Annotated in this window: 27 protein-coding genes; 10 read left to right on the forward strand and 17 right to left on the reverse strand. The window is 71.1% G+C overall.

Annotated elements, in window-relative coordinates:
* The first annotated feature begins 27 nt into the window (after nt 1-27).
* The 3 genes from OG389_RS09230 (at nt 28) to OG389_RS09240 (ending at nt 1,865) form a co-directional block, all read left to right on the forward strand.
* Nucleotides 28-255: a hypothetical protein gene (locus tag OG389_RS09230; protein WP_328297978.1), complete on the forward strand. Its 228-nt coding sequence runs from the start codon at nt 28-30 to the stop codon at nt 253-255.
* 80 nt (nt 256-335) lie between these two features.
* A complete protein-coding gene (locus OG389_RS09235; protein WP_328297980.1) occupies nt 336-1,595 on the forward strand; it encodes a TerD family protein in 1,260 nt (419 codons plus the stop codon).
* A gap of 102 nt (nt 1,596-1,697) precedes the next feature.
* Complete coding sequence (locus OG389_RS09240; protein ID WP_243338429.1) at nt 1,698-1,865, forward strand: hypothetical protein; 168 nt, start codon at nt 1,698-1,700, stop codon at nt 1,863-1,865.
* Between the two features lie 84 nt (nt 1,866-1,949).
* Here the strand turns inward: OG389_RS09240 and OG389_RS09245 are convergent, their stop codons facing one another.
* Together OG389_RS09245 and OG389_RS09250 are read right to left on the reverse strand one after the other, a co-directional pair.
* Complete coding sequence (locus tag OG389_RS09245) at nt 1,950-3,410, reverse strand: alkaline phosphatase PhoX (protein WP_328297981.1); 1,461 nt, start codon at nt 3,408-3,410, stop codon at nt 1,950-1,952.
* 165 nt (nt 3,411-3,575) lie between these two features.
* Nucleotides 3,576-5,093 (reverse strand): hypothetical protein, encoded by a 1,518-nt coding sequence (locus tag OG389_RS09250; RefSeq protein ID WP_328297982.1) that lies wholly within the window; start codon nt 5,091-5,093, stop codon nt 3,576-3,578.
* Nucleotides 5,094-5,309: 216 nt separating this feature from the next.
* Here OG389_RS09250 and OG389_RS09255 point away from each other — a divergent pair, with 216 nt between their 5' ends.
* The 3 genes from OG389_RS09255 (at nt 5,310) to OG389_RS09265 (ending at nt 8,105) form a co-directional block, all read left to right on the forward strand.
* On the forward strand, nt 5,310-7,151 hold the full coding sequence (locus OG389_RS09255) for an endonuclease/exonuclease/phosphatase family protein (RefSeq protein ID WP_328303630.1): 1,842 nt from the start codon (nt 5,310-5,312) through the stop codon (nt 7,149-7,151).
* Nucleotides 7,152-7,210: 59 nt separating this feature from the next.
* On the forward strand, nt 7,211-7,681 hold the full coding sequence (locus OG389_RS09260; RefSeq protein ID WP_328297983.1) for a GNAT family N-acetyltransferase: 471 nt from the start codon (nt 7,211-7,213) through the stop codon (nt 7,679-7,681).
* Nucleotides 7,682-7,850: 169 nt separating this feature from the next.
* Nucleotides 7,851-8,105, forward strand: coding sequence for a hypothetical protein (locus OG389_RS09265; RefSeq protein WP_328297984.1), 255 nt, complete (start codon nt 7,851-7,853; stop codon nt 8,103-8,105).
* Between the two features lie 140 nt (nt 8,106-8,245).
* On the opposite strand, the gene dapD is transcribed toward OG389_RS09265, so the two are convergent.
* Nucleotides 8,246-9,226 carry a 2,3,4,5-tetrahydropyridine-2,6-dicarboxylate N-succinyltransferase gene (dapD, locus tag OG389_RS09270; protein WP_328297985.1) on the reverse strand — a complete coding sequence of 327 codons (981 nt, stop codon included), beginning with the start codon at nt 9,224-9,226 and terminating at the stop codon, nt 8,246-8,248.
* A 9-nt stretch (nt 9,227-9,235) separates the two neighbouring features.
* Complete coding sequence (locus tag OG389_RS09275; RefSeq protein ID WP_443059231.1) at nt 9,236-10,519, reverse strand: MFS transporter; 1,284 nt, start codon at nt 10,517-10,519, stop codon at nt 9,236-9,238.
* 108 nt (nt 10,520-10,627) lie between these two features.
* On the opposite strand from OG389_RS09275, the gene OG389_RS09280 reads away from it, so the two are divergent.
* Nucleotides 10,628-11,503 carry a winged helix-turn-helix transcriptional regulator gene (locus OG389_RS09280; RefSeq protein ID WP_328297986.1) on the forward strand — a complete coding sequence of 292 codons (876 nt, stop codon included), beginning with the start codon at nt 10,628-10,630 and terminating at the stop codon, nt 11,501-11,503.
* A 111-nt stretch (nt 11,504-11,614) separates the two neighbouring features.
* Here OG389_RS09280 and OG389_RS09285 read toward each other — a convergent pair whose 3' ends face one another.
* From OG389_RS09285 to OG389_RS09345, 13 genes are all read right to left on the reverse strand, one after another.
* Nucleotides 11,615-12,133: a TetR/AcrR family transcriptional regulator gene (locus OG389_RS09285; RefSeq protein WP_328297987.1), complete on the reverse strand. Its 519-nt coding sequence runs from the start codon at nt 12,131-12,133 to the stop codon at nt 11,615-11,617.
* Nucleotides 12,133-12,456, reverse strand: coding sequence for a DMT family transporter (locus OG389_RS09290; protein ID WP_328297988.1), 324 nt, complete (start codon nt 12,454-12,456; stop codon nt 12,133-12,135). The genes OG389_RS09285 and OG389_RS09290 overlap by 1 nt, the downstream gene beginning before the upstream one ends.
* Before the next feature lie 186 nt (nt 12,457-12,642).
* Complete coding sequence (locus OG389_RS09295; protein ID WP_443059232.1) at nt 12,643-14,043, reverse strand: DUF3616 domain-containing protein; 1,401 nt, start codon at nt 14,041-14,043, stop codon at nt 12,643-12,645.
* Nucleotides 14,040-15,467, reverse strand: coding sequence for a hypothetical protein (locus OG389_RS09300; RefSeq protein WP_443059233.1), 1,428 nt, complete (start codon nt 15,465-15,467; stop codon nt 14,040-14,042). The genes OG389_RS09295 and OG389_RS09300 overlap by 4 nt, the downstream gene beginning before the upstream one ends.
* Nucleotides 15,468-15,639: 172 nt before the next feature.
* Nucleotides 15,640-15,984, reverse strand: coding sequence for a metal-sulfur cluster assembly factor (locus tag OG389_RS09305; RefSeq protein WP_215020285.1), 345 nt, complete (start codon nt 15,982-15,984; stop codon nt 15,640-15,642).
* On the reverse strand, nt 15,981-16,442 hold the full coding sequence (gene sufU / locus OG389_RS09310) for a Fe-S cluster assembly sulfur transfer protein SufU (RefSeq protein ID WP_328297989.1): 462 nt from the start codon (nt 16,440-16,442) through the stop codon (nt 15,981-15,983). Before sufU ends, OG389_RS09305 begins: the two co-directional genes overlap by 4 nt.
* Nucleotides 16,443-16,470: 28 nt before the next feature.
* On the reverse strand, nt 16,471-17,742 hold the full coding sequence (locus OG389_RS09315; protein ID WP_328297990.1) for a cysteine desulfurase: 1,272 nt from the start codon (nt 17,740-17,742) through the stop codon (nt 16,471-16,473).
* Entirely contained in the window at nt 17,739-18,506 is a 768-nt protein-coding gene (gene sufC / locus OG389_RS09320; RefSeq protein WP_327307359.1) for a Fe-S cluster assembly ATPase SufC, read from the reverse strand. Before sufC ends, OG389_RS09315 begins: the two co-directional genes overlap by 4 nt.
* A 7-nt stretch (nt 18,507-18,513) precedes the next feature.
* Nucleotides 18,514-18,831, reverse strand: a complete 318-nt coding sequence (locus OG389_RS09325; protein ID WP_250742308.1) for a bifunctional 3-phenylpropionate/cinnamic acid dioxygenase ferredoxin subunit — start codon at nt 18,829-18,831, stop codon at nt 18,514-18,516.
* On the reverse strand, nt 18,831-20,009 hold the full coding sequence (sufD, locus tag OG389_RS09330) for a Fe-S cluster assembly protein SufD (RefSeq protein WP_328297991.1): 1,179 nt from the start codon (nt 20,007-20,009) through the stop codon (nt 18,831-18,833). The genes OG389_RS09325 and sufD overlap by 1 nt, the downstream gene beginning before the upstream one ends.
* A gap of 59 nt (nt 20,010-20,068) precedes the next feature.
* Nucleotides 20,069-21,484 (reverse strand): Fe-S cluster assembly protein SufB, encoded by a 1,416-nt coding sequence (sufB, locus tag OG389_RS09335; RefSeq protein ID WP_328297992.1) that lies wholly within the window; start codon nt 21,482-21,484, stop codon nt 20,069-20,071.
* The gene (locus OG389_RS09340) at nt 21,481-22,260 is read right to left on the reverse strand and encodes a helix-turn-helix transcriptional regulator (protein WP_443059234.1); all 780 of its coding nucleotides are present in this window, start codon (nt 22,258-22,260) and stop codon (nt 21,481-21,483) included. Before OG389_RS09340 ends, sufB begins: the two co-directional genes overlap by 4 nt.
* A gap of 101 nt (nt 22,261-22,361) precedes the next feature.
* Entirely contained in the window at nt 22,362-23,153 is a 792-nt protein-coding gene (locus OG389_RS09345; protein ID WP_328297994.1) for a formate/nitrite transporter family protein, read from the reverse strand.
* Between the two features lie 133 nt (nt 23,154-23,286).
* Here OG389_RS09345 and OG389_RS09350 point away from each other — a divergent pair, with 133 nt between their 5' ends.
* From OG389_RS09350 to OG389_RS09360, 3 genes are all read left to right on the forward strand, one after another.
* A complete protein-coding gene (locus OG389_RS09350) occupies nt 23,287-24,213 on the forward strand; it encodes an ABC transporter ATP-binding protein (protein WP_328297995.1) in 927 nt (308 codons plus the stop codon).
* Nucleotides 24,210-24,992, forward strand: a complete 783-nt coding sequence (locus OG389_RS09355) for an ABC transporter permease (protein ID WP_328297996.1) — start codon at nt 24,210-24,212, stop codon at nt 24,990-24,992. The genes OG389_RS09350 and OG389_RS09355 overlap by 4 nt, the downstream gene beginning before the upstream one ends.
* 80 nt (nt 24,993-25,072) lie before the next feature.
* On the forward strand, nt 25,073-26,209 hold the full coding sequence (locus tag OG389_RS09360) for a hypothetical protein (RefSeq protein ID WP_328297997.1): 1,137 nt from the start codon (nt 25,073-25,075) through the stop codon (nt 26,207-26,209).
* The last annotated feature ends 3 nt before the right edge of the window (nt 26,210-26,212 follow it).

Raw genomic sequence — 26,212 nt, forward strand, 5'->3', positions numbered from 1 at the left:
CGCCCCCGTGCGGGCAAGCTGCGCCTCATGCCGAAGCCGCACGGATTCTCGTACGAACGAACGGGCGACAACAGTGTCGTCATCACCCATCAGGGCCGGTCCGCGACGACCCTGCGGGGCGGCCGGGCCGGCAAGTTCCTGGCCGAGGTCGAATCCGGGGACGCCCAGCTGGTGATGGCCCGCTGGACCGGCGCCTACAAGTTCGGCAACGAACGGATGGCCAAGAACCACCCCCGCAACCAGGGACGCGCCTGAGTCCAGGGGGACTGCGAGGAATCCGGGAGAAAGTAAGGGAACGGCAAAGCACCCTCGGTCGTTCTCCCGGCATGACCGCTATGACCCCTGGTTCCAACCTGCCGCTCAACACCGTCCGCGTGACGGTGGACGTGGCTGCCCCGGTGCGGCTCGACGTGTCCGGGCTGCTCCTCGCCGCCGACGGCAAGGTGCGTTCCGACGCCGATTTCATCTTCTTCAACCAGCCGGCCGGCCCCGGCGTCAGCTATCAGTCCGGCGGCGGCACGGCACCGGACTCGATCACGGTGGACACCGGATCGGTCCCGTCCGGGATCGAGCGGATCGTCATCACCGCCAGTCCTGACGCGGCGGGACAGACCTTCCAGGGCATCGAGCCCACCGCCACCGTGCGGGACGCCGTCAGCGGAGCGGTGATCTCCACCTTCACCCCGCCCCAGCTCGGCACCGAGACCGCCCTGGTGGTCGTCGAGGTCTACCAGCGCGGCGGCGTCTGGAAGGTGCGCGCGGTCGGCCAGGGTTACGCGAACGGCCTCGCCGGCATCGCGACCGACTTCGGGGTCTCGGTGGACGAGGAGCCCGCTCCGGCGGCCGCCGCCCCCGCACCCGTGGCCCCGCCCGCCCCGCCCGCTCCCCCGGCGCCGTCCGCGTACCCGGCCTCCCCCTGGCTCGGCGCCGGGGCCGGCGCGCCCACGCCCACGCAGGCTCCTGCGCCGGTCCCGGTGGCCGCCGCACCCGCGCCCGCCGCACCCGCCCCCGGCGCCGGGAAGATCAACCTCGACAAGGGCCGGGTCAGCCTCCAGAAGAACCAGACCGTGTCCCTGGTCAAGGGCGGCCGCCCGCTGCTCTCCCAGGTCAAGATGGGCCTCGGCTGGGAGCCCGCGTTCCGCGGCCGCGACATCGACCTGGACGCCTCGGTCATCGCGTACGGAGCGCAGCGCAACCACATCGACAGCTGCTACTTCGGAAAGCTGTCGATCCTGGGCGGCTCCATCAAGCACTCCGGCGACAACCTCACCGGCGACGGCGCGGGCGACGACGAGGTGATCGTCGTGGACCTCGGCCGGCTCCCCGCCGAGGCGACGGGCCTCGTCTTCACGGTCAACTCCTTCTCGGGCCAGAAGTTCACCGAGGTGGCCAAGGCCTACTGCCGCCTGATCGACGCCGCGAGCGGCGAGGAGCTGGTCCGGTTCGATCTCACCAGCGCCGAGCCGCAGACCGGCGTGATGATGGCGAAGCTGATCAAGCAGTTTTCGGGCGAATGGGAGATGACGGCCATGGGCGAGTTTGTGAAGTCGCGCACAGTGCGCGGCATGGTCAAGCCCGCCGCACAGGCACTCTGAGCAGGTGAGCGGGCACATGGAGCGACGGACGCCCGCTGCGGGTGATCTGTTCCACCCTTAATACGGAGGTGGCTGTCAGTGCCCGCCCGTAGCCTTGAACCCATGCACCAGACACTCCAGCCCGCGGGCCCCGCCCGCCCGTCCGCCGCCGAGGCGAACGAGGCGATCCGGCAGCTCGTCGAGAGCCGGGTGGACGGCGAGTGGCCCTCCGAGGCGTACGAATTCCTCCTCGAGGAGTGGGCCGCGGCCAGCCGCGCCGAAGCTCAGTGATCCAGCCGGACCGATGAACACGACGAACGAGAGCCGCCGGACCCCAAGGGCCCGGCGGCTCTTCTCGTCGCGGTGCGTCCGCGGTCAGCGCCCGCGCCGCCACGGACCCGTGATGGCCAGCATGATGCCCGGATCCTGAATGTTGGCGAACAGCGTCCGCCCGTCCGGCGAGAAGCAGACGCCCGTGAACTCCGAGTACTCCGGCTCCTGCTCCGTCCCCAGGTTCAACTCGTTGCGGGCCAGCGGATAGGTGCGCCCCGACTCGGTCGCGCCGAACAGGTGCTGCAGCCCCGAGCCGTCCTCGGCGATGATCAGACCGCCGTACGGGGAGACCGTGATGTTGTCCGGGCCGTCGTAGCCGCCGTCCACCGACGGATCGGCGTTCACCCCGAGCAGGACCATCAGCCGCACCGTGCGCCGCTTGGGGTCGTAGAACCACACCTGGCCGTCGTGGGCCGCGCCCGGGCTCTCCTCGCGGGCGTAGGAGGAGACGAAGTACGTCCCGCCGTCGGCCCACCACATGCCCTCGAGCTTGCGCGCCCGGGTCACAGCCGACGCCCCGAACTGCTTGCGCACCGGAACGGTGCGGGCGTCGCGGTCCGCCACCGGCACCCAGTCGACCCCGTAGGTGGTCCCGATCCGCGTCGCCCGCGAGAGGTCGTCCACGAACAGGCCCCCGCTGTCGAAGCACTTGGCGGCCGCCAGCACACCGGCGTCGGCGGCGAGCGTACGGAGCTTGCCGCGCCCGTGGCGGAATCCGCTCGGCGGGGTCCAGCGGTAGAGCAGCCCGTTGGGGCCGGAGGCGTCCTCGGTGAGGTAGGCGTGGCCCTGGCGCGGGTCGATGACGACGGCCTCGTGGGCGTAGCGCCCGAAGGCCTTGACGGGCTTCGGATCGCGGTTGGCGCGGCGGTCGTGCGGGTCCACCTCGAAGACGTAGCCGTGGTCCTTGGTCATACCGTTCTTGCCGGCCAGGTCCTCGGTCTCCTCGCAGGTCAGCCAGGTGTCCCAGGGGGTGGCGCCGCCCGCGCAGTTGGTGGACGTACCGGCGACGCCGACCCACTCCGCGACCTCGCCGCCGCGCCGGACCTCGACGACCGTGCAGCCACCGGCCGCGGCCGGGTCGTAGACGAGGCCCTCGGTGAGCGGGACGGGGTGCGTCCAGCCGGCGCGCGGGCCCTTGAGCTCGTGGTTGTTGACGAGGAGGGTGACTCCGCGGTGGCCCTCGAAGGCGGCCGTGCCGTCGTGGTTGGACGGGGTGGTCTCGCCGGAATCGAGGGTGGTGACTCCGCTGTGCGTGATCACGCGGTAGGCGAATCCGGCGGGGAGGGCCAGGATGCCGGCGGGGTCGGGGACGAGCGGGCCGTAGCCGGGGCCGTGGTCGTGCCCGTGCCCGTGGCCCTGCGCGTCCTGCCCGCCCGGCACCGTGCTGTCGTCGGCGGCGAGGGCCCCGGGGGCGGTGGCGAGTGCGCCGACCGTTCCCGTGAGCGCGACCCCCGCACCGGCCAGTACGGTGCGGGAGGTGAAATCTCTGCGGCTGAGCGGCATCGGGTCTCCAGGGGTGGGGAGGTGGTGCGCCTGTCGTGCGGTCGTCGGCGCACACGCTCCCGCCCGCACGTGAACGCCGACTGAACTACCCGGGAAAACGAATCGACCCCTTCCCGGTGCCCCCGTTGGCCGACTCCTTCCGGCGAACGGCTCGTTACCGCCGCCTCACGCGTTGCGGGAACGCGCCTTGAACGCGGCCTTGCGCGCCTCCTTCGCCGCCTTGCGGTCCGGGTGCAGCCGCCCCATCGCCTCCAGGACGTAGGCCGTCGCCGGGTGCTCCACCCGCCACGCCTGCTCGAAGAACCCCGCGTGGTGCGCGGTCAGCGACTCGATCAGGAGCGGCAGTTCCCGCGCCTCGCCGCCCCCGTCCTCCCCGTCCGCCGCGAGCTGGGCCGCGATGGTGTCGACCGTCAACCAGAACACCATCTCCTCGTCCGGCGCCGGTACGTCGGCCACCCCGTGCTCGGCCAGCCAGACCCGGGCGAGCCCGCCGAGCTCCGCGTCGTCCAGCACCGCGCGGACGGCCGGCTCGGCCTCCGCTCCGGCCGGTGCGAGGGCCTGCTGGCAGCGGAGCCGGCGCAGCGGCGCGCCCGCGTCGGCTCCGCGTGCCGCGGCGAGGAGTTCCGCGACGGCGGTGGGCACGGGGCGGCCGGCCAGCCACTGCTCGATCTCGGCCTGGGCCGCGCTCTCCGAGTAGTGGGAGACCACGTCGAGCAGCACGTCCGCGCCCTTGCCCGCCAGTTCTCCGACGGCCGGGGCCTCGACACCGGCCTCCAGCATCCGCGCCCGGATCCCGTACAGGCCGAGCGGGGTCAGGCGGACCATCCCGTAGCGGGAGACGTCCTCCTCGTCGGGGGCGTCGCCCGAGCCCGAGCCCGGGAGGAACTCCTCGTCCTCGGCCTCGGCCATCAGGTCCTCGTCGACGGGGCGGAACTCGACCAGCCCGATGGGCTCCAGCTGCCGGAACTGGTCGTCGAGGCGCATCATCGCGTCCGAGACCTGTTCCAGGACGGCGTCGGTCGGATCGCCCATGTCGTCCGGCACGACCATCGAGGCGGCGAGCACCGGCAGCGGAACCGGGCCGTCGGCCGCACCGCCCTCGGCGACGGACAGCAGGTAGAGGTTGGCGAGCACCCCGTCGAGGAAGTCGGCCTCGCGGCGCGGGTTCCAGTCGAGCTGGTCGAAGTCGATCTCGCCACCCGCGTCGAGGGCGTCCACGAGGTCGTCCAGGGCGGGAACGGCCGCGTCGGCGAGGACGGTGTCCAGGGCGGCGAGCCACAGGTCGAGCACGTCGCCGGGGGTGCCTCCGGTGACCAGCGCCAGGTCCTCACCGGGCTCGGCCGTGCCGGACTCCCCCTCGCCACCGGCGGCTTCCGCCGATTCCGGGGCGTCCTCCTCCGGTTCGGTGACGTCGACGAGCCCGGTGTCGACGGCCACCCGCCAGGCCTGGCTCGCGTACGCCGCGGAGTCCTCGTCGGCGGGATCGAGGCCCAGCAGGGCGACGGCCTCGGGCACCTGAGCGGCGACGAGCTCGCCGCCGATGTCCACCCGGGTCGCCGGTCCGGCCCAGCGGGCGAGCCGGACGGCGCGGGCGAACAGCGGGGCGGCGAGGGCGTCCCGGGCCAGTTCCGCGTCGGGGAGCAGCCGTACCGGCGGCAGCGTGGGGTGCGAGTCTGCGGACATCGGGTGGTTCTCCTCGCGGGCACGGGTGGTTCGGGTACGGGTCGTACGGCGCTCCAGGGTAGACGCATTTCGGGCGCGTCCGGCCGGTCATCCCCTTTGGTTCATCCCACAGTCAGCTGCCGTATTCCCTGTAGGGCTTGACAACTTTGCTGACCAAGAAGGAAATTGACGCGCGTAGATATCTGCTTCCTCCTCCACACACCGGAGTTCCTGCCCATGCGCTCCTCGCATCCCCGTTCTGCCGCCGTCGCGGCCCTCGTCGCCACCGCACTGGCCACCGGCCTGCTCGCGGGTACCGCCGAGGCTGCCGAAGGCGCCGCGTCCGCCGATCCGATACGCATCCACGACATCCAGGGCACCACCCGGACGTCCCCGTTCGCCGGCAAGCAGGTCGCCGACGTCGAGGGCATCGTCACGGGCGTCCGTACGTACGGCTCGCGCGGCTTCTGGATCCAGGACCCGGACGCGGACGACAACGACGCCACCAGCGAGGGCGTGTTCGTCTTCACCAGCTCGGCCCCGACCGTCGCGCTCGGCGACGCCGTCAAGGTCTCCGGCCTGGTCGGCGAGTACATACCCGGCGGCGTCTCCTCCGGCAACCAGTCGGTCACCCAGATCTCCAAGCCGGTCGTGACCGTGGTCTCCTCCGGCAACGCCCTGCCCGAGGCCACCGCCGTCAACGAGTACTCGGTCCCGTCCGAGTACTCCCCGGCCGGCGACCCCGCGGCCGGCGGCAGCGTCAACGGCCTGACCCTGGAGCCCTCGCGCTACGCCCTGGACTACTACGAGTCGCTGGAGGGCATGAACGTCAAGATCGGCACCTCGCGCGTGGTCGGCGCCACCGACCCGTACGCCGAGCTGTGGGTGACGGTGAAGGGCTGGGAGAACACCGCCAAGCGCGGCGGCACGCTCTACGGTTCGTACGACTCCCAGAACACCGGCCGCCTGCAGATCCAGCAGCTCGCGCCGCTCGCGCAGCAGCCGTTCCCGGTGGCCAACGTCGGCGACAAGCTGGTGGGCGCCACCGAAGGCCCGCTGGACTTCAACCAGTTCGGCGGCTACACCCTGGTGGCCCGCACCCTCGGCACGGTCAAGGCGGGCACCCTCGCCCCCGAGAAGACCAAGGCGCAGGCCGCGAACGAGCTCGCGGTGGCCACGTACAACGTCGAGAACCTCGACCCGACCGACCCGCAGGAGAAGTTCGACAACCTGGCGAAGGCCGTCGTCGAGAACCTCTCCTCCCCCGACATCCTCGCCCTGGAGGAGATCCAGGACGACAACGGCGCCAAGAACGACGGCACGGTCTCGGCCGAGGCCACGCTGACGAAGTTCACCGCGGCGATCGCGGCCGCGGGCGGCCCGGCGTACCAGTGGCGCACGGTCGACCCCCAGGACAAGAAGGACGGCGGCGAGCCCGGCGGCAACATCCGCCAGGTGTTCCTCTTCAACCCGGCGCGGGTCTCCTTCACCGAGCGCGCCCCGGGCGACGCGGTGACGGCGACCGGTGTGACCACGGAGAACGGCAAGGCCGCCCTGACCCACTCGCCCGGCCGCATCGACCCGGCGAACCCGGCGTGGGTGGACAGCCGCAAGCCGCTGGCCGGCGAGTTCGTCTTCCGCGGCAAGACCGTCTTCGTGATCGCCAACCACTTCGGCTCGAAGGGCGGCGACGAGGGGCTGACGTCCGTGCACCAGCCGCCGGTACGGTCCTCCGAGGCCAAGCGGCTGCTCCAGGCGCAGGCGGTGAACTCCTTCGTGAAGGACATCCTGGCGGTGGACAAGAAGGCCTCGGTCCTCGCGGTCGGTGACATCAACGACTTCGAGTTCTCGGGCACGACGCAGGCGCTGGAGGACGGCGGGGCGCTGTACTCGGCGGTCAAGTCGCTGCCGAAGGCCGAGCGGTACTCGTACGTCTACCAGGGCAACGCGCAGGTGCTGGACCAGATCCTGACGAGCCCCGGCATCAAGCAGTTCAGTTACGACAGCGTGCACATCAACGCGGAGTTCGCCAACCAGAACAGCGACCACGACCCGCAGGTCGTCCGCTTCCGCCCGTAGCGGCGGCGCCGAAGGGGCCGGGCCGCACCGCCGCCCGGCCCCTTTGGCATGATCCCCCCATGATCTTCCGCACCGCGACGCGCCAGGACCTGCCGGTGGTACTCGCCCTTCTGGCCCAGGACGACAAGGCGGCTGCCGGGACCCCCGCGATCCCCCGGGCCGGCGGGTTCAGCGAGGTCAGCGAGGCGCACGAGCGGGCCTTCGCCGCCATCGAGGCCGACGCCCGCAACGAGCTGCTGGTCCTGGAGGAGGACGGTGCCGTCGTGGGCTGCCTGCAGCTGACGTACATCCCGGGTCTCGGCCAGGGCGGGCGGGACCGGGCGCTCGTGGAGGCGGTACGGATCCGCGCGGACCGGCGGGGCGGCGGGTTGGGGGCCGAGCTGATGGGGCTGGCGCGGGAACGGGCGCGACAGCAGGGTTGCGGCCTGATGCAGCTGACCAGCGACAAGCGCCGGAGCGCCGCGCACCGCTTCTACGAGCGGCTGGGCTTCACCCGGAGCCACGAGGGGTTCAGGCTGCCGCTGACCTAGGCCGGGCCCGGGCCGGCCCCAGGCCGGGACCGTCGATCGGGACCCTCGGGAGCCAAGGAAGGGACCTTCGGCCCTGGCGTGACGCTCAGCACATCTCCACACATTCGGGCGGTTCTGGTGTTGAGTGTCTCCACGCCCGATCTTGCACCGCACCCCTCGGGAGGACCGTGTGTTCCCCTCCATCTCCCTCGCCCAGGAAATCGGCATCGCCGTCCTGCTCGTGGCAGCCCTCGTCTGGCTGGTCGGCCTCGGCCACATGCTGTGGGACAGCCGGTTCCACCACCCGGAGCCAGGCGCCTTCGAAGGCCTCTCGGTCATCCCGGCCCAGCGCGGCATCTCGGTGCATCCGCTGGAGTCGGTGGAGCTGACCGAGGCGGAACAGCAGGCCTTCGCCGGCCTGGTCCGCACGATCCCCCTGCACTGACCGCCCCGGCGCCCCGCACGAGGGCGAGGTCCAGCGGGCCTTCGCCGCCTCGGTGGACCGGCCCTGACCGCCGCCGGGACCCCGGCGCCCTCCCACCCCGTCGGGGTGGGAGGGCGCCGGGGTCCGCGGACCGGGACCGGTCAGTTGTGGCTGTGGAGGACCTCGTTCAGGCCGCCCCAGGCCGCCTTGTACGGGCGGGCCTCGACGGCGCCGGTGACCGAGTTGCGGCGGAAGAGGATGTTGCTGGCGCCGGAGAGCTCCAGGGCCTTGACGATCTGGCCGTCCGGCAGGGTGACCCGGGTGCCCGCGGTGACGTACAGGCCGGCCTCGACGACGCACTCGTCGCCCAGCGCGATGCCCACGCCCGCCTCGGCGCCGATCAGGGTGCGCTCGCCGATCGAGATGATCTGCTTGCCGCCGCCCGACAGGGTGCCCATGGTGGACGCGCCGCCGCCGATGTCGGAGCCGTCGCCGACCACGACACCGGCCGAGATGCGGCCTTCGACCATGGAGGTTCCGAGGGTGCCGGCGTTGAAGTTGACGAAGCCCTCGTGCATGACGGTGGTGCCCTCGGCGAGGTGCGCGCCCAGGCGGACCCGGTCCGCGTCGGCGATGCGCACGCCCTTGGGGGCGACGTAGTCCGTCATCCGCGGGAACTTGTCGATCGAGGTGACCTGCAGGTGCAGGCCCTCGGCGCGCGCGTTGAGGCGCACGGTCTCGACCTGGTCCACGGCGACGGGGCCGAGCGAGGTCCAGGCGACGTTGGTCAGGAGGCCGAAGACGCCGTCCAGGTTCTGGCCGTGCGGCTTGACCAGGCGGTGGCTGAGCAGGTGCAGGCGCAGGTACGCGTCGTGCGCGTCCAGCGGCTTGTCCTCGAGGGAGGCGATCACGGTGCGGACGGCTACGACCTCTACCCCGCGGACCGCGTCCTGGCGGATCGCCTTGGGCGCGGTGGCCCCGAGCAGTTCCACGGCCTGATCGGCGGTGAGGCGCTCGGTGCCGGCCGGGCCGGGCTCGGCGACCAGCTGGGGGGCGGGGAACCAGGTGTCGAGGACGGTGCCGTCGGCGGTGATGGTGGCAAGGCCGGCGGCGACGGCGCCGGTGGTACGCGTAGCAGTCATGTCCGAAACCTAACCGGCGACGGCCCGCGGTCGCGAACCGGTCTCATGTGCCGGGCGCGAGTCGTGTCGCACCGGGTCTTCCCCGAGGTCCGGCGCCGTCCCCGGCACCGTCGGCTCCGAAGACCCCGGCCGCACCCGCCGCCCCGGCCGCGCCGACGTCCACAGCACCGCCCCGCCCGCCCCCGCCGCCAGCGCCGCGCACAGTGGCCACAGCAGCCCGGGCGCGGCGGAGTACAGGGCTCCGCCGAGCGGCCCGCCCAGTACGACCCCGCTGGCGGAGACCCCCGCGTACAGGCTCTGGAACAGCCCGATGGCGTGCGCGGGCGCCTGGTCGGCCACGTAGGCGGTCGCGGGGGTCTTGTAGAGGATCTCGCCCAGGCTCAGCAGCACCATCATCAGGACCGCGGTTGCAAGCCCGGTCCCGAGCAGCAGCGCCCCGTACCCCGCGCCGACGAGCAGCAGTCCGACGCCGACGACGCGCAGCGGCGGGCGGGCCCGCAGGGCGACGGCGGCGGGAAGTTCCAGGAGAAGGATGACGGCGCCGTTGAGGGCGATGACCAGCCCGTAGACGCCGGTGTCGAGGCCGTGGTCGGCGAGGTAGACCGGGAACGTCGAGTACTGCTGGCGGTAGATCACGTCGACGACCAGGATCGCGCCCAGCAGGACGAGGACGGCGGGCCTGGCCCGCAACTCCCCCCAGACGCCGCGGCCCAGACCCCCGTCCGGGGCCGCGGCGGGGGTGTTCGCGGCGCCGCGCGCCGGCACGACGCGCGCGGTCCACAGGGCGAAGGCGAGGGTGCCCACGCCGTCGGCGACGAAGAGCCAGTCGTAGGACAGGCCGGTCGCGATCAGGGCGCCGAGCGGCGGTCCGAGGGTGAAGCCGCCGTTGGAGACGCAGCGGACGACGGCGAAGGCCTGGCGGCGCGCCCCCTCGGGGACGATCACGGCGACGAGCGCCGAGTTGGCGGAGCGGATCGCCCCGAGGGCGTACTGGGCCGGCGGCAGGGCGAAGTAGAGCGCGGCGGTGGGCAGCGCGGGCAGGAAGGTGAGGGCTCCGCCGGCGAGAACGGAGGCCACGAGAAGGACGCGCCGGTGACCGAAGCGGTCCCCGTACCCGCCGCCGGTGAAATTGCCGGCGATCAGGCCGATGCCGCCGATGCCGGTGATCAGGCCGGCCTCGGCGACGGAGAGTCCGCGCGGGCCGGTCAGGTACACGAAGACGAAGACGAAGGTGAAGCTGGACAGGGCATTGACGAACACGCCCGGTGAGAGCAGCCAGACCGCTCTCGGCACTTCTTTGAATCCCTGCAGCAGCCGCACCCGCTGACCCCCGTGTCAGTTCCTTTTGGGAACTGACTATGCCAGCATGGCAACCTCGGGTCAACGGACAAAGGAGTGCCCATGGCCCAGCGCACGCACCTCGACGACGCGGACTGCTCCATCGCCCAGGCCCTCGACGTCGTGGGCGACTGGTGGACGCTGCTGATCGTGCGCGACGCCGCCCGAGGCGTGCACCGCTTCGAGGAGTTCCAGCGCGAGCTGGGCGTGTCCCGGAAGGTCCTGACGGAACGGCTGAAGCTGCTGGTCGAGGCGGGCGTGCTGACGCGCGAGCCGTACCAGGAGCGTCCGGTGCGCCACGAGTACCGCCTGACCCCGCGCGGGCGCGCTCTGCTGCCGGTCCTGGTCGCCCTCCAGGACTGGGGGGACACCTGGGTACTGGGAGAGGGAGAGATGACGGCGACAGCGCACGAGGCTTCACGCGAGGCCGTACGGGTCCACGCGCTGCGCGGCACCCGGCTGCCGGAGCTGTCGCTGCCGGACCGCTTCGGCGAGCTCCGCGATCCGGTGGCGGACACGCCGTTCACCGTCCTGTACTGCTTCCCGGGCGCGTACGCCCGGGCCGAGTCCTACCCGCCGGGATGGGCCGGGATCCCCGGGGCTCGGGGGTGCACGCTCGAATCGTGCACCTACCGCGACCAGCTGGCGCAGTTCACGGCGGCGGGGGCGACGGTCCACGGGGTGTCGACCCAGCGGCCGGACGAGCAGCGGGAGTTCGCGCAGGCCGAGGGGCTCCGCTTCCCGCTGCTCTCGGACGCGGAGCTCGGGCTCGTCGCGGCGCTGCGGCTGCCGACGTTCCGGGCGGGGGGCGTCAGCCGGCTGAAGCGGCTGACGCTGGTCGTGGACCGCGACCGGACGGTCCGCGAGGTCTTCTACCCGGTCCGGGACATCGCGGCGAGCGTGACGGCCGCCCTCGAAACCGTCCGCGGGGCGGGCTGACCACGCCGGGGCGCGCTGACCACGCCGGGGCGGGCTGAGGCTGGGTGGGGCTGGGCCCCGGCCGGCCGGAATCCGCGCGCCGCCGGCCAGCCGCACCCCCGAAGGCGCCCGTCAGGGCCGCATGACCCGGCCCAGGATCTCCCTGGCGCCGGACTCGTCGTACTCCGCCCCGGTCAGCAGCACCTGCAGGCTGAGCCCGTCCATCACGGCCACCACCGCCCGCGCCGTCGCCGGGTCCACCCGCTCCGACAGGGCTCCGGCGACGGCCTCGTACCACTCCGCCGCCACCGGGCGCAGGGCCGGGCGGCGCAGGGCGGCCAGGTAGAGCTCGTACTCCAGCTCCGCCCGCGCCCGGTCCCCGGACAGCAGCTCGCCCAGCAGCCGCGCCAGCGACGCGGCCAGGTCCGTCCCGGGGGGCAGCACCGGGGTGAAGCTCTCGTTCGCCTGGCGCAGCGCCGCCACCAGCAGATCGTCCAAGGTCGCGAAGTGGTACGTCGTCGAGCCGAGCGGTACGTCCGCCTCCGCCGCCGCGCTGCGGTGGCTCAGCCCCGCGATGCCCTTGGCGCCGACCACCCGGATCGCCGCGTCGATGATGCGCTGCCTGCGGTCGGGGTCGTACCGGCGGGCCATCAGTGCGTCGTCCCGCCGAGGTTCAGCAGCACGACCCCGGCGATCACCAGCACGATGCCGCCGATCTTCGCGGCCGTCGCGGCCTCCCCCATGAAGACCATGCCGATCGCGGCGATCGCGGCCGTCCCGACGCCGGCCCAGATCGCGTAGGCCGTCCCGACCGACATCGACTTCAGCGTCTGCGCGAGCAGGGTGAAGGCGATGAGGTACCCGGCCACCGTGATCAGGGAGGGCCACAGTTTCGTGAAGCCCTCGCTGAACTTCATGGCGGTGGTACCGGCGACCTCGGCGGCGATGGCGGCGGCAAGCAGGACGTAGGGCATGCGTACAACAGTACACATCGATGTGGACGCCTGTACACAGCGCTGCGGCCGCCCGTCCGCATCCGCACGCCCACGGGACTTCCCCGGCCCCCGCCCGGTCGACCGTGTGGTCGCTCTGGTGGGACTGAGCCGGACCGGCCGTCGTCAACGGCCGGTCCGGTCTCGCGGCGTGTCCGTACCGGTGGTTCAGTTCAGCGTGAACCAGGCCGCCCGGGCCTTCTTCCACTCCGGGTGGGTGAGGTCCTTGGCCTCGGTGCCGTCCCCGTACAGGTCGGCGGAGCCGCTGTCGGTGATCAGCTGCACCCGCGCGCCCGCCACCGACAGGTCCGGGACGTCCACGACGGCCTCCCAGCCGCCCGGGTCGGTGGTCGGCAGGTCCGCCCGCTTGACCGGGGCGTGGCCCGCGATCCCGTCCCACTGGTAGAGCGCGTAGGGATCGGAGTTGTCGTCCGCCGCCCACGAGCCGGCCAGGATCAGGTACTGGTCGGCCGCGTTCTTGCGGATGTCGCGGATCGCGAGGCCGCCGAGGTCGAGCTCGATGCCCGCGCCGAAGGTGGCCTTGGCACCGGTGGAGAGCACCTTGTCGAAGTTGGTCACCGGCACGACCAGCGCCTTGCCACCGGGCACGGCCGGGGCCAGCGGGGCGCGGAAGCCCAGGTAGGCGGTGGTGGTCGACCCCGGCGCGAACTCCAGGCCCTCCACGTTGAACCCGTCGATCTGCTTCGGCGCCTCGCCGTCGGCGGTACCGGCCGCGAAGCCGTAGTGGTTCCCGTTCGCCGTGTCCCAGGCCACCAGGTCGTCGCGGAGCTTCTTGTACGAGCGGCCGTACGCGAGCTGCGTGGCCGACCCGGAGCCGCTCAGCGTGGTGGTGAACACCGTGTTGCGGGGCGCCTTGTACTCGCCGTCCTTGTTGTTGCCGAGTGAGCCCGTCCAGTACACGGTGTTGCCGATCAGGGTCGCCCCCTCGATGTCCACCTCCTTGGTGACGCCGAGCTGCGAGCTGAAGTCCCAGGTCCTGACCGGGGCGGCCGAGCTGGAACGGTCGTACAGGCGCAGCACGTTGCTCTCGTCGTCGGCGACCACCGTGTAGCCGCCGCCGACGTCCACGGCGGCCGAGGAGTCGGACGCGCCGGTGAAGTAGCGCGCGTCTGCCGGGTTCTGCACGGCGGGAGAGGCGGCGTAGTACAGGGTCTTGGTGGCGGTCTTGCCGCCCAGCCCGGTCACCTTGACGGTGAGGTTGGTGTAGCCGCGGCCACGCGCCGCGACCGCCAGCCGGCGTACCGCACCCGCCCCGGTGACGGTCACGTCGCCCGACCCGGCAACGGAGGTCTTGCTGGAGGCGGAGGCGCTGACGGTGAGCGCGGAGACGTCCGCGCCGCTCTGCGCCACGGTCACGTCCACAGTCGGGTCACCGGTCGCGCCGACGGCCCCGGACAGGTACGAGGCGGACAGGGAGATGGTGGGCGTGCCGTAGGAGACGGCCTGCGCGGATACCAGGGGCGTACCGGCGAGCACCAGCGCCGCGATGCCCGCGATCCCGAGCCTCGTGTACGTCTGCCGCTTCCTCTGTGCCTGCTGGGGCTTCAACGGGTGCCTCCACGAATCGTGCCGAGCGTGAACCATGCGGACCGGGACTTCTTCCACTCCGGGTGGACGAGGTCCTTGGCCTCGGTGCCGTCCCCGTACAGATCGGCGGAGCCGCTGTCGGTGATCAGCTGGACGCGGGCGCCGGGCACCCGCAGGTTGGGTACGCAGACCACGGCTTCCCAGCCGCCGGGGTCGGTGGTGGGCAGGTCGGCCCGCTTGACGGGCGCGTGGGCCGGGACGCCGTCCCACTGGTAGAGCGCGTAGGGATCGGAGTTGTCGTCCGCCGCCCAGGAGCCGGCCAGGATCAGGTACTGGTCGGCCGCGTTCTTGCGGATGTCGCGGATCGCGAGGCCGCCGAGGTCCATCTCGACCGGCTGCCCGAAGAGCGGCCTGGCCGCGCCGGCCACGACCTGGTCGATGTTGGTGACGGGCACGATCAGCGCCTTGCCGCCGGGCACCGCGGGCGCCAGCGGGGCGCGGAAGCCCAGGTAGGCGGTGGTGGCCGAACCCGGAGCGAACTCCAGGCCCTCCACGTTGAACCCGTCGATGCTCTTCGGGATCCGGCCGGCCGCCGTGCCCGCCGCGAAGCCGTAGCGGTTCCCGTTCGCCGCGTCCCAGGCGATCAGGTCCTCGCGCAGGCCCTTGTAGGCGGAGCCGAGGACCACTTCGGTGGCGGCGCCCGTCCCGGTGAGCCTGGTGGTGAAGACGGTGTTGCGCTCGGCCTTGTACTTGCCGTCCTTGTTGTTGCCGAGCGAGCCCGTCCAGTAGACGGTGTCGCCGACCCGGGCCGCGGCCTCGATGTCGGCTTCCTTCTTGATGCCGAGCGCGGGCCCGAGGTCCCAGGTCTTCACCGGGGCGCCCGAGCGCGAACGGTCGTACAGGCGCAGTACGTTGCTCTCGTCATCGGCGACCAGCGCGTAGCCCTCGCCCACGTCCACGGCGGCCGAGGCATCCGCGGAGCCGGTGAGGTAGCGGGTGCCGAGGACACCGGAGCCCACCCGCGCCGAAGCGGCGTAGGAGAGGGTGGCCGTGGCCGTCCGGCCGCCGCGGCCGGTCACCTGGAGCGTCAGGTCGGTGTAGCCGCGGCCGCGCGGGCGCACGGTCAGCTCACGGCCGCCGCGGCCGGTCCGCTCGATCCGTACGTCGCCGGGGGCGGCGACCGCCGGGTTGCTGGAGGAGAGGACGGTGACCTTGAGGAAGGAGGCCGATATCCCTTCCTGCGCGATGTCCACGGCGATGCCCGGATCGCCGATCGCGCCGACGGCCCCGGAGAGGTGGCCGGAGGAGAGCGCGATGGTCGGTGCGGGGGCGGTGTCCTGCGAGGCGTACGAAGCGGGCGCGGTCAGCCCCGCGACCAGCAGGGCCGCGGCCCCGGCGGCTCCCACGGCACCGAAACGGCGTGCCGGTGAAGAACGAACGGTCACTGATGGTCCTCTCGTGTGCGCCGCCACGTTGTGACGGCCGTCGAGAAGATTCGGCCACCGTGGCCAACTCCCGGTGCACGCGGCCCGTCCGCCGGGAAAACAGCGGACCCCCGGCACACCCGTGCCGGGGGTCTCGTGTTCACTCGGCCGTCGGACGGCCGTCGATCTCGGATCAGACGTTGAAGCCGAGCGCGCGCAGCTGCTCGCGGCCGTCGTCCGTGATCTTGTCCGGGCCCCACGGGGGCATCCAGACCCAGTTGATGCGCAGTTCGTTGACGATGCCGTCCGTCGCCGACTTCGCCTGGTCCTCGATGACGTCCGTCAGCGGGCAGGCCGCCGAGGTGAGGGTCATGTCGAGGGTGGCGATGTTCGCGTCGTCGACGTGGATGCCGTAGATCAGGCCCAGGTTGACGACGTCGATGCCCAGCTCGGGGTCGACCACGTCGTAGAGGGCCTCGCGGACCTCTTCCTCGGTGGCCGGCTTGATGGACGCCTCGGGCGTCGCGTTCTCGGTCATGCCGTCTTCCTCTCGGCGTCGCCCAGTGCCTGGGCGGTCGCGTCCTTCCACGCCATCCAGCTCAGCAGGGCACACTTCACCCGGGCCGGGTACTTGGAGACACCGGCGAACGCGACCGCGTCCTCCAGCACCTCCTCCATGGCCTCGTCGGGCTCGATCTTGCCCTTGGACTGCATCAGCTCCAGGAACACTTCCTGGATCTTCCGCGCCTCGCCCAGCTCCTTGCCGACGAGCAGCTCGTTCAGTATCGACGCGCCGGCCTGGCTGATGGAGCAGCCCTGACCCTCGTACGAGATGTCGGTGATCTTCTCGCCGTCGTACTTCACGCGCAGGGTGATCTCGTCACCGCACGTCGGGTTGACGTGGTGCACCTCGGCGTCGCCGTCGCGCAGGCCTCGCCCGCGCGGGTGCTTGTAGTGGTCCAGGATCAGTTCCTGGTACATCGATTCCAGCTTCACTGCGTCCTCGTCGTCCTCGTCGCCCTGGTCAGCCGAAGAAGTTCCGTACGTGCTCCAGCCCGTCGATCAGTGCGTCGACCTCGGCCGGAGAGGAGTACAGATAGAAAGACGCTCGCGTCGTCGCCGGAATTCCGTAGCGGAGGCAGACCGGGCGGGCGCAGTGGTGACCCACGCGGACCGCGATGCCCTGCTCGTCCAGTACCTGGCCGACGTCGTGCGGGTGGATGTCACCGAGCACGAAGGAGATCGCGGCGCCGCGGTCCTCGGCCGTGGTCGGGCCGATGATGCGCAGGTCCGGGACCTCCGAGAGCCGCTTGATCGCGTACTCGGTGATCGCGTGCTCGTGCGCGGCGATCTTGTCCATGCCGATCGCGGTCAGGTAGTCCACGGCCGCGCCGAGGCCGACGGCCTGGGCGATCGGGGGCGTCCCGGCCTCGAACTTGTGGGGCGCCGGGGCGTACGTCGAGGAGTGCATCGAGACGGTTTCGATCATCTCGCCGCCGCCCAGGAAGGGCGGCAGGTCCTCGAGCAGTTCCTGACGGCCCCACAGGACGCCGATGCCGGTCGGGCCGCACATCTTGTGGCCGGTGAAGGCCACGAAGTCCGCGCCGAGCGCCTGCACGTCGAGCGGCATGTGCGGAGCGGCCTGCGAGGCGTCGATCAGCACCAGCGCGCCGACCTCCTGCGCGCGCCGGACGATCGCCTCGGTCGGATTGACCGTGCCCATGATGTTGGAGACCAGCGTGAAGGAGACGATCTTCGTCTTCTCCGTGATGACCTCTTCGATGTTGGACAGGTCGAGCCGGCCGTCGTCGGTGAGGCCGAACCACTTCAGCTTCGCGCCCGTGCGCTGCGAGAGGAGCTGCCACGGCACGATGTTGGAGTGGTGCTCCATCTCCGTGATGGCGATCTCGGTCTCGCGGTCGACCCGGTAGGGCTCGTCCGCCCAGCCGAGCATGTTCGCGACCAGGTTGAGCGACTCCGAGGCGTTCTTGGTGAAGATCACCTCGTTGCGGCTCGGCGCGTTGATGAAGGCGGCGACCTTGTCGCGGGCGCCCTCGTACAGCGCCGTGGCCTCCTCGGCGAGCACGTGCACGCCACGGTGGACGTTGGCGTTGTGCTGCTCGTAATACTCGTTCAGCGCGTCGAGCACCTGGCGCGGCTTCTGCGAGGTCGCAGCGTTGTCCAGGTAAACGATCTTCTTCCCGTCGTGGACCACACGATCCAGAAGGGGGAAGTCCTTGCGGATCGCCTCGCCAAGCAAATGGGACCCAGTGAGGAGGCCAGGCAGCTGTGTCACGCGGTCGCGCCACCCTTCGTGCTGTAGGACTCGTAGCCTTCGGCCTCCAGCTTGTCGGCGAGCTCGGCGCCGCCGGACTCGACGATGCGGCCCTCGGAGAAGACGTGGACGAAGTCGGGCTTGATGTAGCGCAGGATCCGCGTGTAGTGCGTGATCAGCAGGGTGCCGGTGTCGCCGGTCGAGTGAACGCGGTTGACGCCCTCGGAGACCTGGCGCAGAGCGTCGACGTCGAGGCCGGAGTCGGTCTCGTCGAGGATCGCGATCTTCGGCTTCAGGAGCTCCAGCTGCAGGATCTCGTGGCGCTTCTTCTCACCGCCGGAGAAGCCCTCGTTGACGTTGCGCTCGGCGAAGGCCGTGTCCATCTGGAGCTGCTCCATCGCGGACTTGACCTCCTTCACCCAGGTACGCAGCTTCGGCGCCTCGCCGCGGATGGCGGTGGCCGAGGTGCGCAGGAAGTTGGAGACCGAGACGCCGGGGATCTCGACCGGGTACTGCATCGCGAGGAACATGCCGGCGCGGGCGCGCTCGTCGACGGACATCTCCAGGACGTCTTCGCCGTCCAGGGTCACGGTGCCCTTGGTGATGGTGTACTTCGGGTGACCGGCCAGCGCGTACGCGAGGGTGGACTTGCCGGAGCCGTTCGGACCCATGATGGCGTGCGTCTCACCCTGCTTGATGGTGAGCTCGACGCCCTTGAGGATCTCGCGGGCGCCGTTCTCGGCCTCGACGGAGACGTGCAGGTCGTGGATTTCAAGCGTTGCCATGGATACCTCAGGACTCCTGGGTGAGGGAGACGAGCACGTCGTCCCCTTCGATCTTTACGGGGTATACGGGGACGGGGCGCGTCGCGGGCAGGCCGGACGGCTTGCCGGTGCGCAGGTCGAAGGCCGAGCCGTGCAGCCAGCACTCGATCATGCAGTCTTCGACCTCGCCCTCCGAGAGCGAGACGTTCGCGTGCGAGCAGATGTCGTTGATCGCGAACACCTCCCCCTCGGCGCGCACGATGGACACCGGCGTGCCGTCGAGTTCGACCCGCTTGGGGGCGTTCTCCTCCAGCTCGCTCAGCGCACAGGCCTTGACGTAGGTCATCAGACGGACGCCTGCAGCTCGGTTTCGATCTTCGCGAGCAGTCGCTCCTCGATGTCGTCGACACCGATCTGCTGGACGAGCTCGGCGAAGAAGCCGCGCACGACCAGACGGCGGGCCTCGTCGGCCGGGATGCCGCGCGACTGCAGGTAGAAGAGCTGCTCGTCGTCGAAGCGGCCGGTCGCGGAGGCGTGGCCGGCGCCGACGATCTCGCCGGTCTCGATCTCCAGGTTCGGCACCGAGTCGACCCGCGCGCCGTCCGTGAGGACGAGGTTGCGGTTCATCTCGTAGGTGTCGGTGCCCTCGGCGGTCTTCTCGATGAGCACGTCACCGATCCAGACGGCGTGGGCGTCCTGGCCCTGGAGCGCGCCCTTGTAGACCACGTTCGACTTGCAGTGCGGGGCCTTGTGGTCGACCAGGAGGCGGTGCTCCTGGTGCTGGCCGGCGTCCGTGAAGTACAGGCCGAAGAGCTCGGCCTCGCCGCCGGGGCCCGCGTAGTTCACGCGCGGGTGGAGGCGTACGAGGTCGCCGCCGAAGGTGACCACGATCGACTTGAAGGTCGCGTCGCGGCCGATCAGCGCGTTGTGCTGGGACACGTGGACGGCGGTGTCGTCCCAGTCCTGCACGGAGACGACGGTGAGCTTGGCGCCGTCGCCGACGAGGAAGTCCACGTTGGCGGCGCGCACGCCGTCACCGGTGTGGTCGATGACGATGACGGCCTCGGCGAAGGCCTTCACGTCGAAGACGGTGTGGCCGAAGGTGGTGCCGCCCTCGCCGTGCAGCGTGACGCGCACGGGCTCGGTCAGGACGGCCTCCTTGGGCACGGTGACGACCGTGGCCTTGGCGAAGGACGAGAACGCCTGGGCGGCGATCCGGTCCACCGGGGTGCCGGCCTTGCCGATGCGCGCGTCGCCGCGCTCCACGGACTCGATCGTCACGCCCTCGGGCGCGTCGATCTGGGCCTTCATGGTGCCGTTGGCGACCGCGGTGCCGTCGTGCAGGCCCTTGAGGCGGGCGAGCGGCGTGAAGCGCCACTCCTCCTCACGGCCGGTGGGCACGGGGAAGTCCGCCACGTCGAAGGACGGGGGGGCACTCATCCGGGTGGCGACGGTGGACTCGGCGGCCACCGCGATCGCGCCGGCGGTGGTGGAACCCGCCGGAATGTTCTGAGCCTCAGCCATGGCTGTCGTGTTGCTCTCTTCCTTAAAGAATCTGCTGCGGACGTCGGGCGGGGCCGGGACTAACCGACCGAGCCTTCCATCTGCAGCTCGATCAGCCGGTTCAGCTCCAGCGCGTACTCCATCGGCAGCTCACGGGCGATCGGCTCGACGAAGCCGCGCACGATCATCGCCATGGCCTCGAACTCCGTCAGACCGCGGCTCATCAGGTAGAAGAGCTGGTCGTCGGAGACCTTCGAGACGGTGGCCTCGTGGCCCATGGACACGTCGTCCTCGCGGACGTCCACGTAGGGGTAGGTGTCCGAGCGGGAGATCGTGTCGACCAGGAGCGCGTCGCACAGCACGTTGGACTTGGAGCCGTGGGCGCCTTCGCCGATCTCGACCAGGCCGCGGTACGAGGTGCGGCCGCCGCCTCGCGCCACCGACTTGGAGACGATGTTGGAGGAGGTGTTCGGCGCCATGTGGACCATCTTGGAGCCGGCGTCCTGGTGCTGGCCCTCGCCCGCGAAGGCGATGGAGAGGGTCTCGCCCTTGGCGTGCTCGCCCATCAGGTACACGGCCGGGTACTTCATGGTGACCTTGGAACCGATGTTGCCGTCGATCCACTCCATGGTCGCGCCCTCGTACGCCACGGCGCGCTTGGTGACCAGGTTGTAGACGTTGTTCGACCAGTTCTGGATCGTCGTGTAGCGGCAGCGGCCGCCCTTCTTCACGATGATCTCGACCACGGCGCTGTGCAGCGAGTCCGAGGAGTAGATCGGGGCGGTGCAGCCCTCGACGTAGTGGACGTAGGCGTCCTCGTCGACGATGATCAGCGTCCGCTCGAACTGGCCCATGTTCTCCGTGTTGATACGGAAGTAGGCCTGGAGCGGGATGTCCACCTTGACGCCCTTGGGGACGTAGATGAACGAGCCGCCCGACCACACGGCGGTGTTCAGCGAGGCGAACTTGTTGTCGCCGACCGGGATGACCGTGCCGAAGTACTCCTGGAAGAGCTCCGGGTACTCCTTGAGCGCGGTGTCCGTGTCGAGGAAGATGACGCCCTGCTCCTCCAGGTCCTCACGGATCTGGTGGTAGACGACCTCGGACTCGTACTGGGCGGCGACACCGGCGACGAGGCGCTGCTTCTCCGCCTCGGGGATGCCGAGCCTGTCGTACGTGTTCTTGATGTCCTCCGGCAGGTCCTCCCAGGAAGCGGCCTGCTTCTCGGTGGAACGCACGAAGTACTTGATGTTGTCGAAGTCGATGCCCGAGAGGTCGGAACCCCAGTTGGGCATGGGCTTCTTGCCGAACAGCTTGAGGCCCTTGAGACGGAGGTTCAGCATCCACTCCGGCTCGGACTTCTTCGCCGAGATGTCGCGGACGACCTCCTCGGACAGGCCTCGCTTGGCGACCGCGCCGGCCGCGTCGGAGTCGACCCATCCGTATTCGTAGGTGCCCAGGCCATCGAGCTCAGGGTGAGCAGTCTCCGTGGTCATGCGGGGTTCCTCCCGGCCGTACTTGCAGATACTGATGTGTCGGTCTGTGCGGCGCCTGCGGCACCGGCGCCGCTTCCGCTGCGCGGAATGAACGTCGTGCACACCCCGTCGCCGTGGGCGATCGTGGCGAGACGCTGCACATGCGTCCCGAGCAGGCGGGAGAAGACCTCGGTCTCCGCCTCGCAGAGCTGCGGGAACTGCTCGGCGACGTGTGCGACCGGGCAGTGGTGCTGGCAGAGCTGTTCACCGCTGTGCGGACCGGGAGCGCTCTTCGCCGTAGCAGCGTACCCGTCTCCGGTCAACGCCTTGGCAAGGGCCTCAGCGCGGTCCGCGGGGGCCGCGGCCTCCACGGCTTGCCGATAGGTCTCGGCCTGCGCCGCCAGCCTCGCCTTAGCGAAGGCCGCCACCGCCGCCTCTCCCTGCTCGCCACCACCGGCGGCCTGCGCGATCCAGCGCATGGCGTCCGCGGCGAGCGAGTCGTAGGACTGGTCGAAAGCGTCGCGGCCGCAGTCGGTCAGTGCGAACACCTTGGCGGGCCGGCCCCGGGTCCGCGCACCGTACACGCGCTGCTCACGGGGTTCGACCACGTCGTCGGCGACGAGCGTGTCGAGGTGGCGGCGGACGGCGGCCTGGGTGAGGCCGAGACGCTGGGCGAGGTCGGCGACAGTGGACGGACCGTGGTCCAGGATCGACCGCGCGACCCGGTTGCGGGTTGACCGCTCCCCGGTCGCGAGTTCGCCCTGGGGGGCCTCGCTCATCCGTTCGCCGTATTTCACAACGCCATTGTTGCGTAATTACTCGAGCCCCGACAAGCCGTGATGGAGACCACCTCCGGTGGTCTCCATCACTAAGGGTTACCTAATTTATCCACGCAGCGTTAAACGGAAGTGGGCTCTCCGCCCTCTCTCAGGGCCCCGCCGGTGAACCAGTAAACGGCTCCCACCAGCAATCCTCCGCCCACCACGTTCCCCGGCACCGTGAACATCAGGTTCCGGAAAAGATCACCGAAACCGGCTGAGCCGTCCAGGATCGCGAGGCTGAAAACTGCCATGTTCGCAACGCAGTGTTCGAATCCGACGGCGACGAAAACAGCCACCGGCAGCCACAGGACGAAAATCTTGGCGGCATCGCCGCGGGCCCGGGTGAACATCCAGATGGCCAGGCACACGAGCATGTTGCACAGGACCGCGCGCCAGAACAGCTGGCCGCCGCTCAGGGCCGTCTTCCCGTGCACCATCTCGCTGAGCATGGTGCGGGCGGAGGGCGAGGAGGCCACTCCGGAGGCGTGCACCATGGCGCCGAAGGCGAAGGCGCCGACCAGGTTCCCGGCCAGCGAGAGCGTCCAGGAGACGATCAGGTCCCGGGGGCCGGTGCGCCCCGACAGGGCGCCGACCAGCATCACCATCACGTTGCTGGTGAAGAGCTGGGCGCCGGCGAACATCACGATGGTCAGGGCGATCGGGAAGACCGCGCCCTCCAGCAGTTTCACGGCCGGCGAGCCCTTGGCCACGAACGGTGAGATCGCGACCAGGAGCAGCACCTCGCCGACCGCGATGTAGGCACCCGCGAGCATCGCCGACACGAAGTAGCGCGGCGGATGCGCGAGGTCATGGGCCTTGTGCTCGGCCTGCCCCGAGGTGGCTTCGACGTTCTGAGCGATGCTGTTCACCATTCGACGTTAGGGCCCGGACCCTGCCCCGCCCCGGCGAAAAGGTCATGAATGCGCAGGTCGGTGACCCCCCGGGGGCAGGACCTTCGACCCCGCCCCGGGGGCCTCGCACGGCTCCGTAGACTCATTCCCCATGAGCAACGACCCCGCCGTGGAGATCCGCGGACTGGTGAAGCGGTACGGCCCCAAAACCGCGGTGGACGGCCTGGACCTCACCGTCCGGAGGGCCTCTGTCACCGCAGTCCTTGGTCCCAACGGCGCGGGCAAGACGACCACTGTGGAAACCTGCGAGGGCTACCGCCGCCCCGACGCCGGATCCGTCCGCGTCCTCGGCCTGGACCCCTTCGCCGATGCCCGCGCCCTGCGCCCGCGCATCGGCGTGATGCTCCAGTCCGGCGGCGTCCACTCCGGCGCCCGCGCCGTGGAGATGCTGCGCCACATGGCCACGCTCTACGCCGACCCCCTGGACGTCCCCACCCTGGTGGATCGCCTCGGCCTCGGCAGCTGCGGCCGTACCACCTACCGCCGGCTCTCCGGCGGCCAGCAGCAGCGCCTGGCGCTCGCCATGGCCGTCGTGGGCCGCCCCGAGCTGGTCTTCCTGGACGAGCCGACCGCCGGCCTCGACCCGCAGGCCCGCCGCGCGACCTGGGACCTCGTACGGGAACTGCGCACCGACGGGGTCACCGTCGTCCTCACCACCCACCACATGGACGAGGCCGAGCAGCTCGCGGACGAGGTGGCCATCGTCGACGCCGGCAAGGTCATCGTCCACGGCCACCCCGAGCAGTTGTGCCGGGGCGGCGCGGAGAACACCCTGCGCTTCACCGGCCGTCCCTCCCTCGACGTCGCCTCACTGCTCAAGGCGCTGCCCGACGGCACTCAGGCCGCCGAGCTCACCCCCGGCACCTACCGGGTCACCGGCGACGTCGGCCCCCAGCTGCTGGCCACCGTGGCGTCCTGGTGCGCCCAGCACGGGGTGATGCCGGACAGCCTCTCGGTGGAGCGGCACACCCTCGAAGACGTCTTCCTCGAGCTCACGGGCAAGGAGCTGCGCGCATGAGCACCGGTACGTTCACCCCGAACCCGGGGGCGGCCCCCGTCTCCCGCATGATCATGGCGCAGACGGCTCTGGAGACCCGGATGCTGCTGCGCAACGGGGAGCAGCTGCTGCTGACGGTGATCATCCCGGCTCTGCTGCTGGTGCTGTTCTCGGCCGTGGACATCATCACCGTGCCGGTCGGGGAAGACGGCTCGGGCAAGTCCGTGGACTTCCTGGCACCCGGCATCCTGGCGCTGGCCGTGATGTCCACCGCCTTCACCGGTCAGGCCATCGCCACCGGCTTCGACCGCCGCTACGGGATCCTCAAGCGGCTCGGGGCCTCCCCGCTGCCGCGCTGGGCCCTGATGGCCGCCAAGACGCTGTCCGTGCTGGTCACCGAGGTGCTGCAGATCGCGCTGCTGACGGTGATCGCGCTGTCCCTGGGCTGGTCGCCGCACGGGAACCCGCTGTCCGTCGCCGCGCTGATCCTGCTCGGCACCGCCGCCTTCTCCGGGCTGGGCCTGCTGATGGCGGGCACCCTCAGGGCGGAGGCGACCCTGGCCGCCGCCAACCTGGTCTTCCTGCTGCTGCTGGTCGGCGGCGGGGTGATCGTGCCGATGGAGAAGTTCCCGGGAGCGGTCCAGTCCGTTCTCGGGCTGTTGCCGATCTCCGCGCTCTCCGACGGGCTGCGCGAGGTGCTCCAGCACGGGGCGGCGCTGCCCTGGGGCGATGCGGCGATCCTGGCGGGCTGGGCCGTACTCGGTCTGGGCGCCGCCGGGCGGTACTTCCGCTGGGAGTGAATCCCTTCCCCCAAGCGTTGCCGGGGCAGGAGGATGAACGCCTCCACACGACAGCGCACCACAGACGCCGGGGGGCGGGCATGGCGCAGCGGGAGGCCGTTCTGCGGCTGGACGAGCAGTGGGCGCGGCTCCGGTCGGGCGCGGCGCAGGCGGAGCCCGCGGAGGCGGACACCCTGCTCGCCGAACTGATCGGCGCCCTGCGCGAGCCGGCCGCCACCGACGCCGAGTGCGCGGCCCGGCTGGGCCTGCGGCTGAGCGACCTGGCGGCCCGCCGCTTCGCGGGCGGCGACCGGGGCGGCGCCCTGGCCGCCATCGAGGAGGGGCTGCGGTTCTCGCAGCGGGCGGCCGCACACTCTCCGGAGTACGCCCGTTGGTACGCCCGGGGTCTGATCAACCAGGGGGTCTGGCTCTCCTGGCCCCTCAGCGACGGGGAGCGGCTGCCCAGGCACCCCCTGGGACCCGGATCGCAGAGCGGTCCGAGCGCCATGGAGCGGGCGGCCGGTGAGCGTGCCCGGGACCTGACGCGCGGCGCCGTGGAGGTCTGGGCGGCCCTGGACCAGGAGGATCCGGTCAATCAGCGGGGCCTCGCGCAGGCGAAGGTGTTCCTCGGCGACCGGCTCGCGGAGCTCGGGCTGGCCGAGGACTCGGTGGCCTGGGCGGTGGACGCGGAGGGCTCCTTCCGCCGGCTGCTGCTCGCCGGCCTGGGCCCGGACGAGTCCCAGGAGGCCGAGGAGGCCCTGGACCACATCGGCCGTCAGCTCGAACTGCGGCTGCGATTCCTGGCCTTCGGTTCCCTGGTGACACTGCGCTCGCGGGGGCTGCTGCCCGAACGGCTGCTGCCCCAGGCCGTGGTGGCCGCCCGGATCCAGGGCGTCCCCGAGGCGGAGATCGCCGCCCGGCTGCGGCTGGAGGGCGATCAGGTCCGCACGATGCTGGAGGTGACCCCCTGGGTCGCGGTGTGGAGGGTCGAGGTCCGCGGCTCCGACGGGCTGTGGAACGTACAGCAACATCCCTGGCACAGCGGAACAGAAGTAAGAAACAGGACAGCCGAGGACGTAGGCACCGAATTGGTACGAGGCTTCGCGACCTCTCCCGACTACCCGGGCGACGGCGCCCATTGGCGGATCCGCGTCTGGTGGCACACCGAGGGCGACCCCGCCGGAGCCCGGTTCCGGCTGGTCATCGGCCCGGACGCGGCGGCCGCCACCCCCTCGTGAAAC

This window comes from Streptomyces sp. NBC_00435, assembly GCF_036014235.1.
In the GTDB taxonomy this organism is placed as follows: Bacteria; Actinomycetota; Actinomycetes; order Streptomycetales; family Streptomycetaceae; genus Streptomyces.

Bases quoted from the DNA above. Each gene is read 5' to 3' on its own strand.
- OG389_RS09280 (WP_328297986.1), top strand. From the start codon at position 10,628: ATGGCCCAGCGCACGCACCTCGACGACGCGGACTGCTCCATCGCCCAG.
- sufB (WP_328297992.1), bottom strand. From the start codon at position 21,484: ATGACCACGGAGACTGCTCACCCTGAGCTCGATGGCCTGGGCACCTAC.
- sufD (WP_328297991.1), bottom strand. From the start codon at position 20,009: ATGGCTGAGGCTCAGAACATTCCGGCGGGTTCCACCACCGCCGGCGCG.
- OG389_RS09360 (WP_328297997.1), top strand. From the start codon at position 25,073: ATGGCGCAGCGGGAGGCCGTTCTGCGGCTGGACGAGCAGTGGGCGCGG.
- OG389_RS09250 (WP_328297982.1), bottom strand. From the start codon at position 5,093: ATGTCCGCAGACTCGCACCCCACGCTGCCGCCGGTACGGCTGCTCCCC.
- sufC (WP_327307359.1), bottom strand. From the start codon at position 18,506: ATGGCAACGCTTGAAATCCACGACCTGCACGTCTCCGTCGAGGCCGAG.
- OG389_RS09285 (WP_328297987.1), bottom strand. From the start codon at position 12,133: ATGGCCCGCCGGTACGACCCCGACCGCAGGCAGCGCATCATCGACGCG.
- OG389_RS09355 (WP_328297996.1), top strand. From the start codon at position 24,210: ATGAGCACCGGTACGTTCACCCCGAACCCGGGGGCGGCCCCCGTCTCC.
- OG389_RS09305 (WP_215020285.1), bottom strand. From the start codon at position 15,984: ATGACCGAGAACGCGACGCCCGAGGCGTCCATCAAGCCGGCCACCGAG.
- dapD (WP_328297985.1), bottom strand. From the start codon at position 9,226: ATGACTGCTACGCGTACCACCGGCGCCGTCGCCGCCGGCCTTGCCACC.
- OG389_RS09290 (WP_328297988.1), bottom strand. From the start codon at position 12,456: ATGCCCTACGTCCTGCTTGCCGCCGCCATCGCCGCCGAGGTCGCCGGT.
- OG389_RS09245 (WP_328297981.1), bottom strand. From the start codon at position 3,410: ATGCCGCTCAGCCGCAGAGATTTCACCTCCCGCACCGTACTGGCCGGT.
- OG389_RS09230 (WP_328297978.1), top strand. From the start codon at position 28: ATGCCGAAGCCGCACGGATTCTCGTACGAACGAACGGGCGACAACAGT.
- OG389_RS09260 (WP_328297983.1), top strand. From the start codon at position 7,211: ATGATCTTCCGCACCGCGACGCGCCAGGACCTGCCGGTGGTACTCGCC.
- OG389_RS09255 (WP_328303630.1), top strand. From the start codon at position 5,310: ATGCGCTCCTCGCATCCCCGTTCTGCCGCCGTCGCGGCCCTCGTCGCC.
- OG389_RS09235 (WP_328297980.1), top strand. From the start codon at position 336: ATGACCCCTGGTTCCAACCTGCCGCTCAACACCGTCCGCGTGACGGTG.
- OG389_RS09325 (WP_250742308.1), bottom strand. From the start codon at position 18,831: ATGACCTACGTCAAGGCCTGTGCGCTGAGCGAGCTGGAGGAGAACGCC.
- OG389_RS09240 (WP_243338429.1), top strand. From the start codon at position 1,698: ATGCACCAGACACTCCAGCCCGCGGGCCCCGCCCGCCCGTCCGCCGCC.
- OG389_RS09350 (WP_328297995.1), top strand. From the start codon at position 23,287: ATGAGCAACGACCCCGCCGTGGAGATCCGCGGACTGGTGAAGCGGTAC.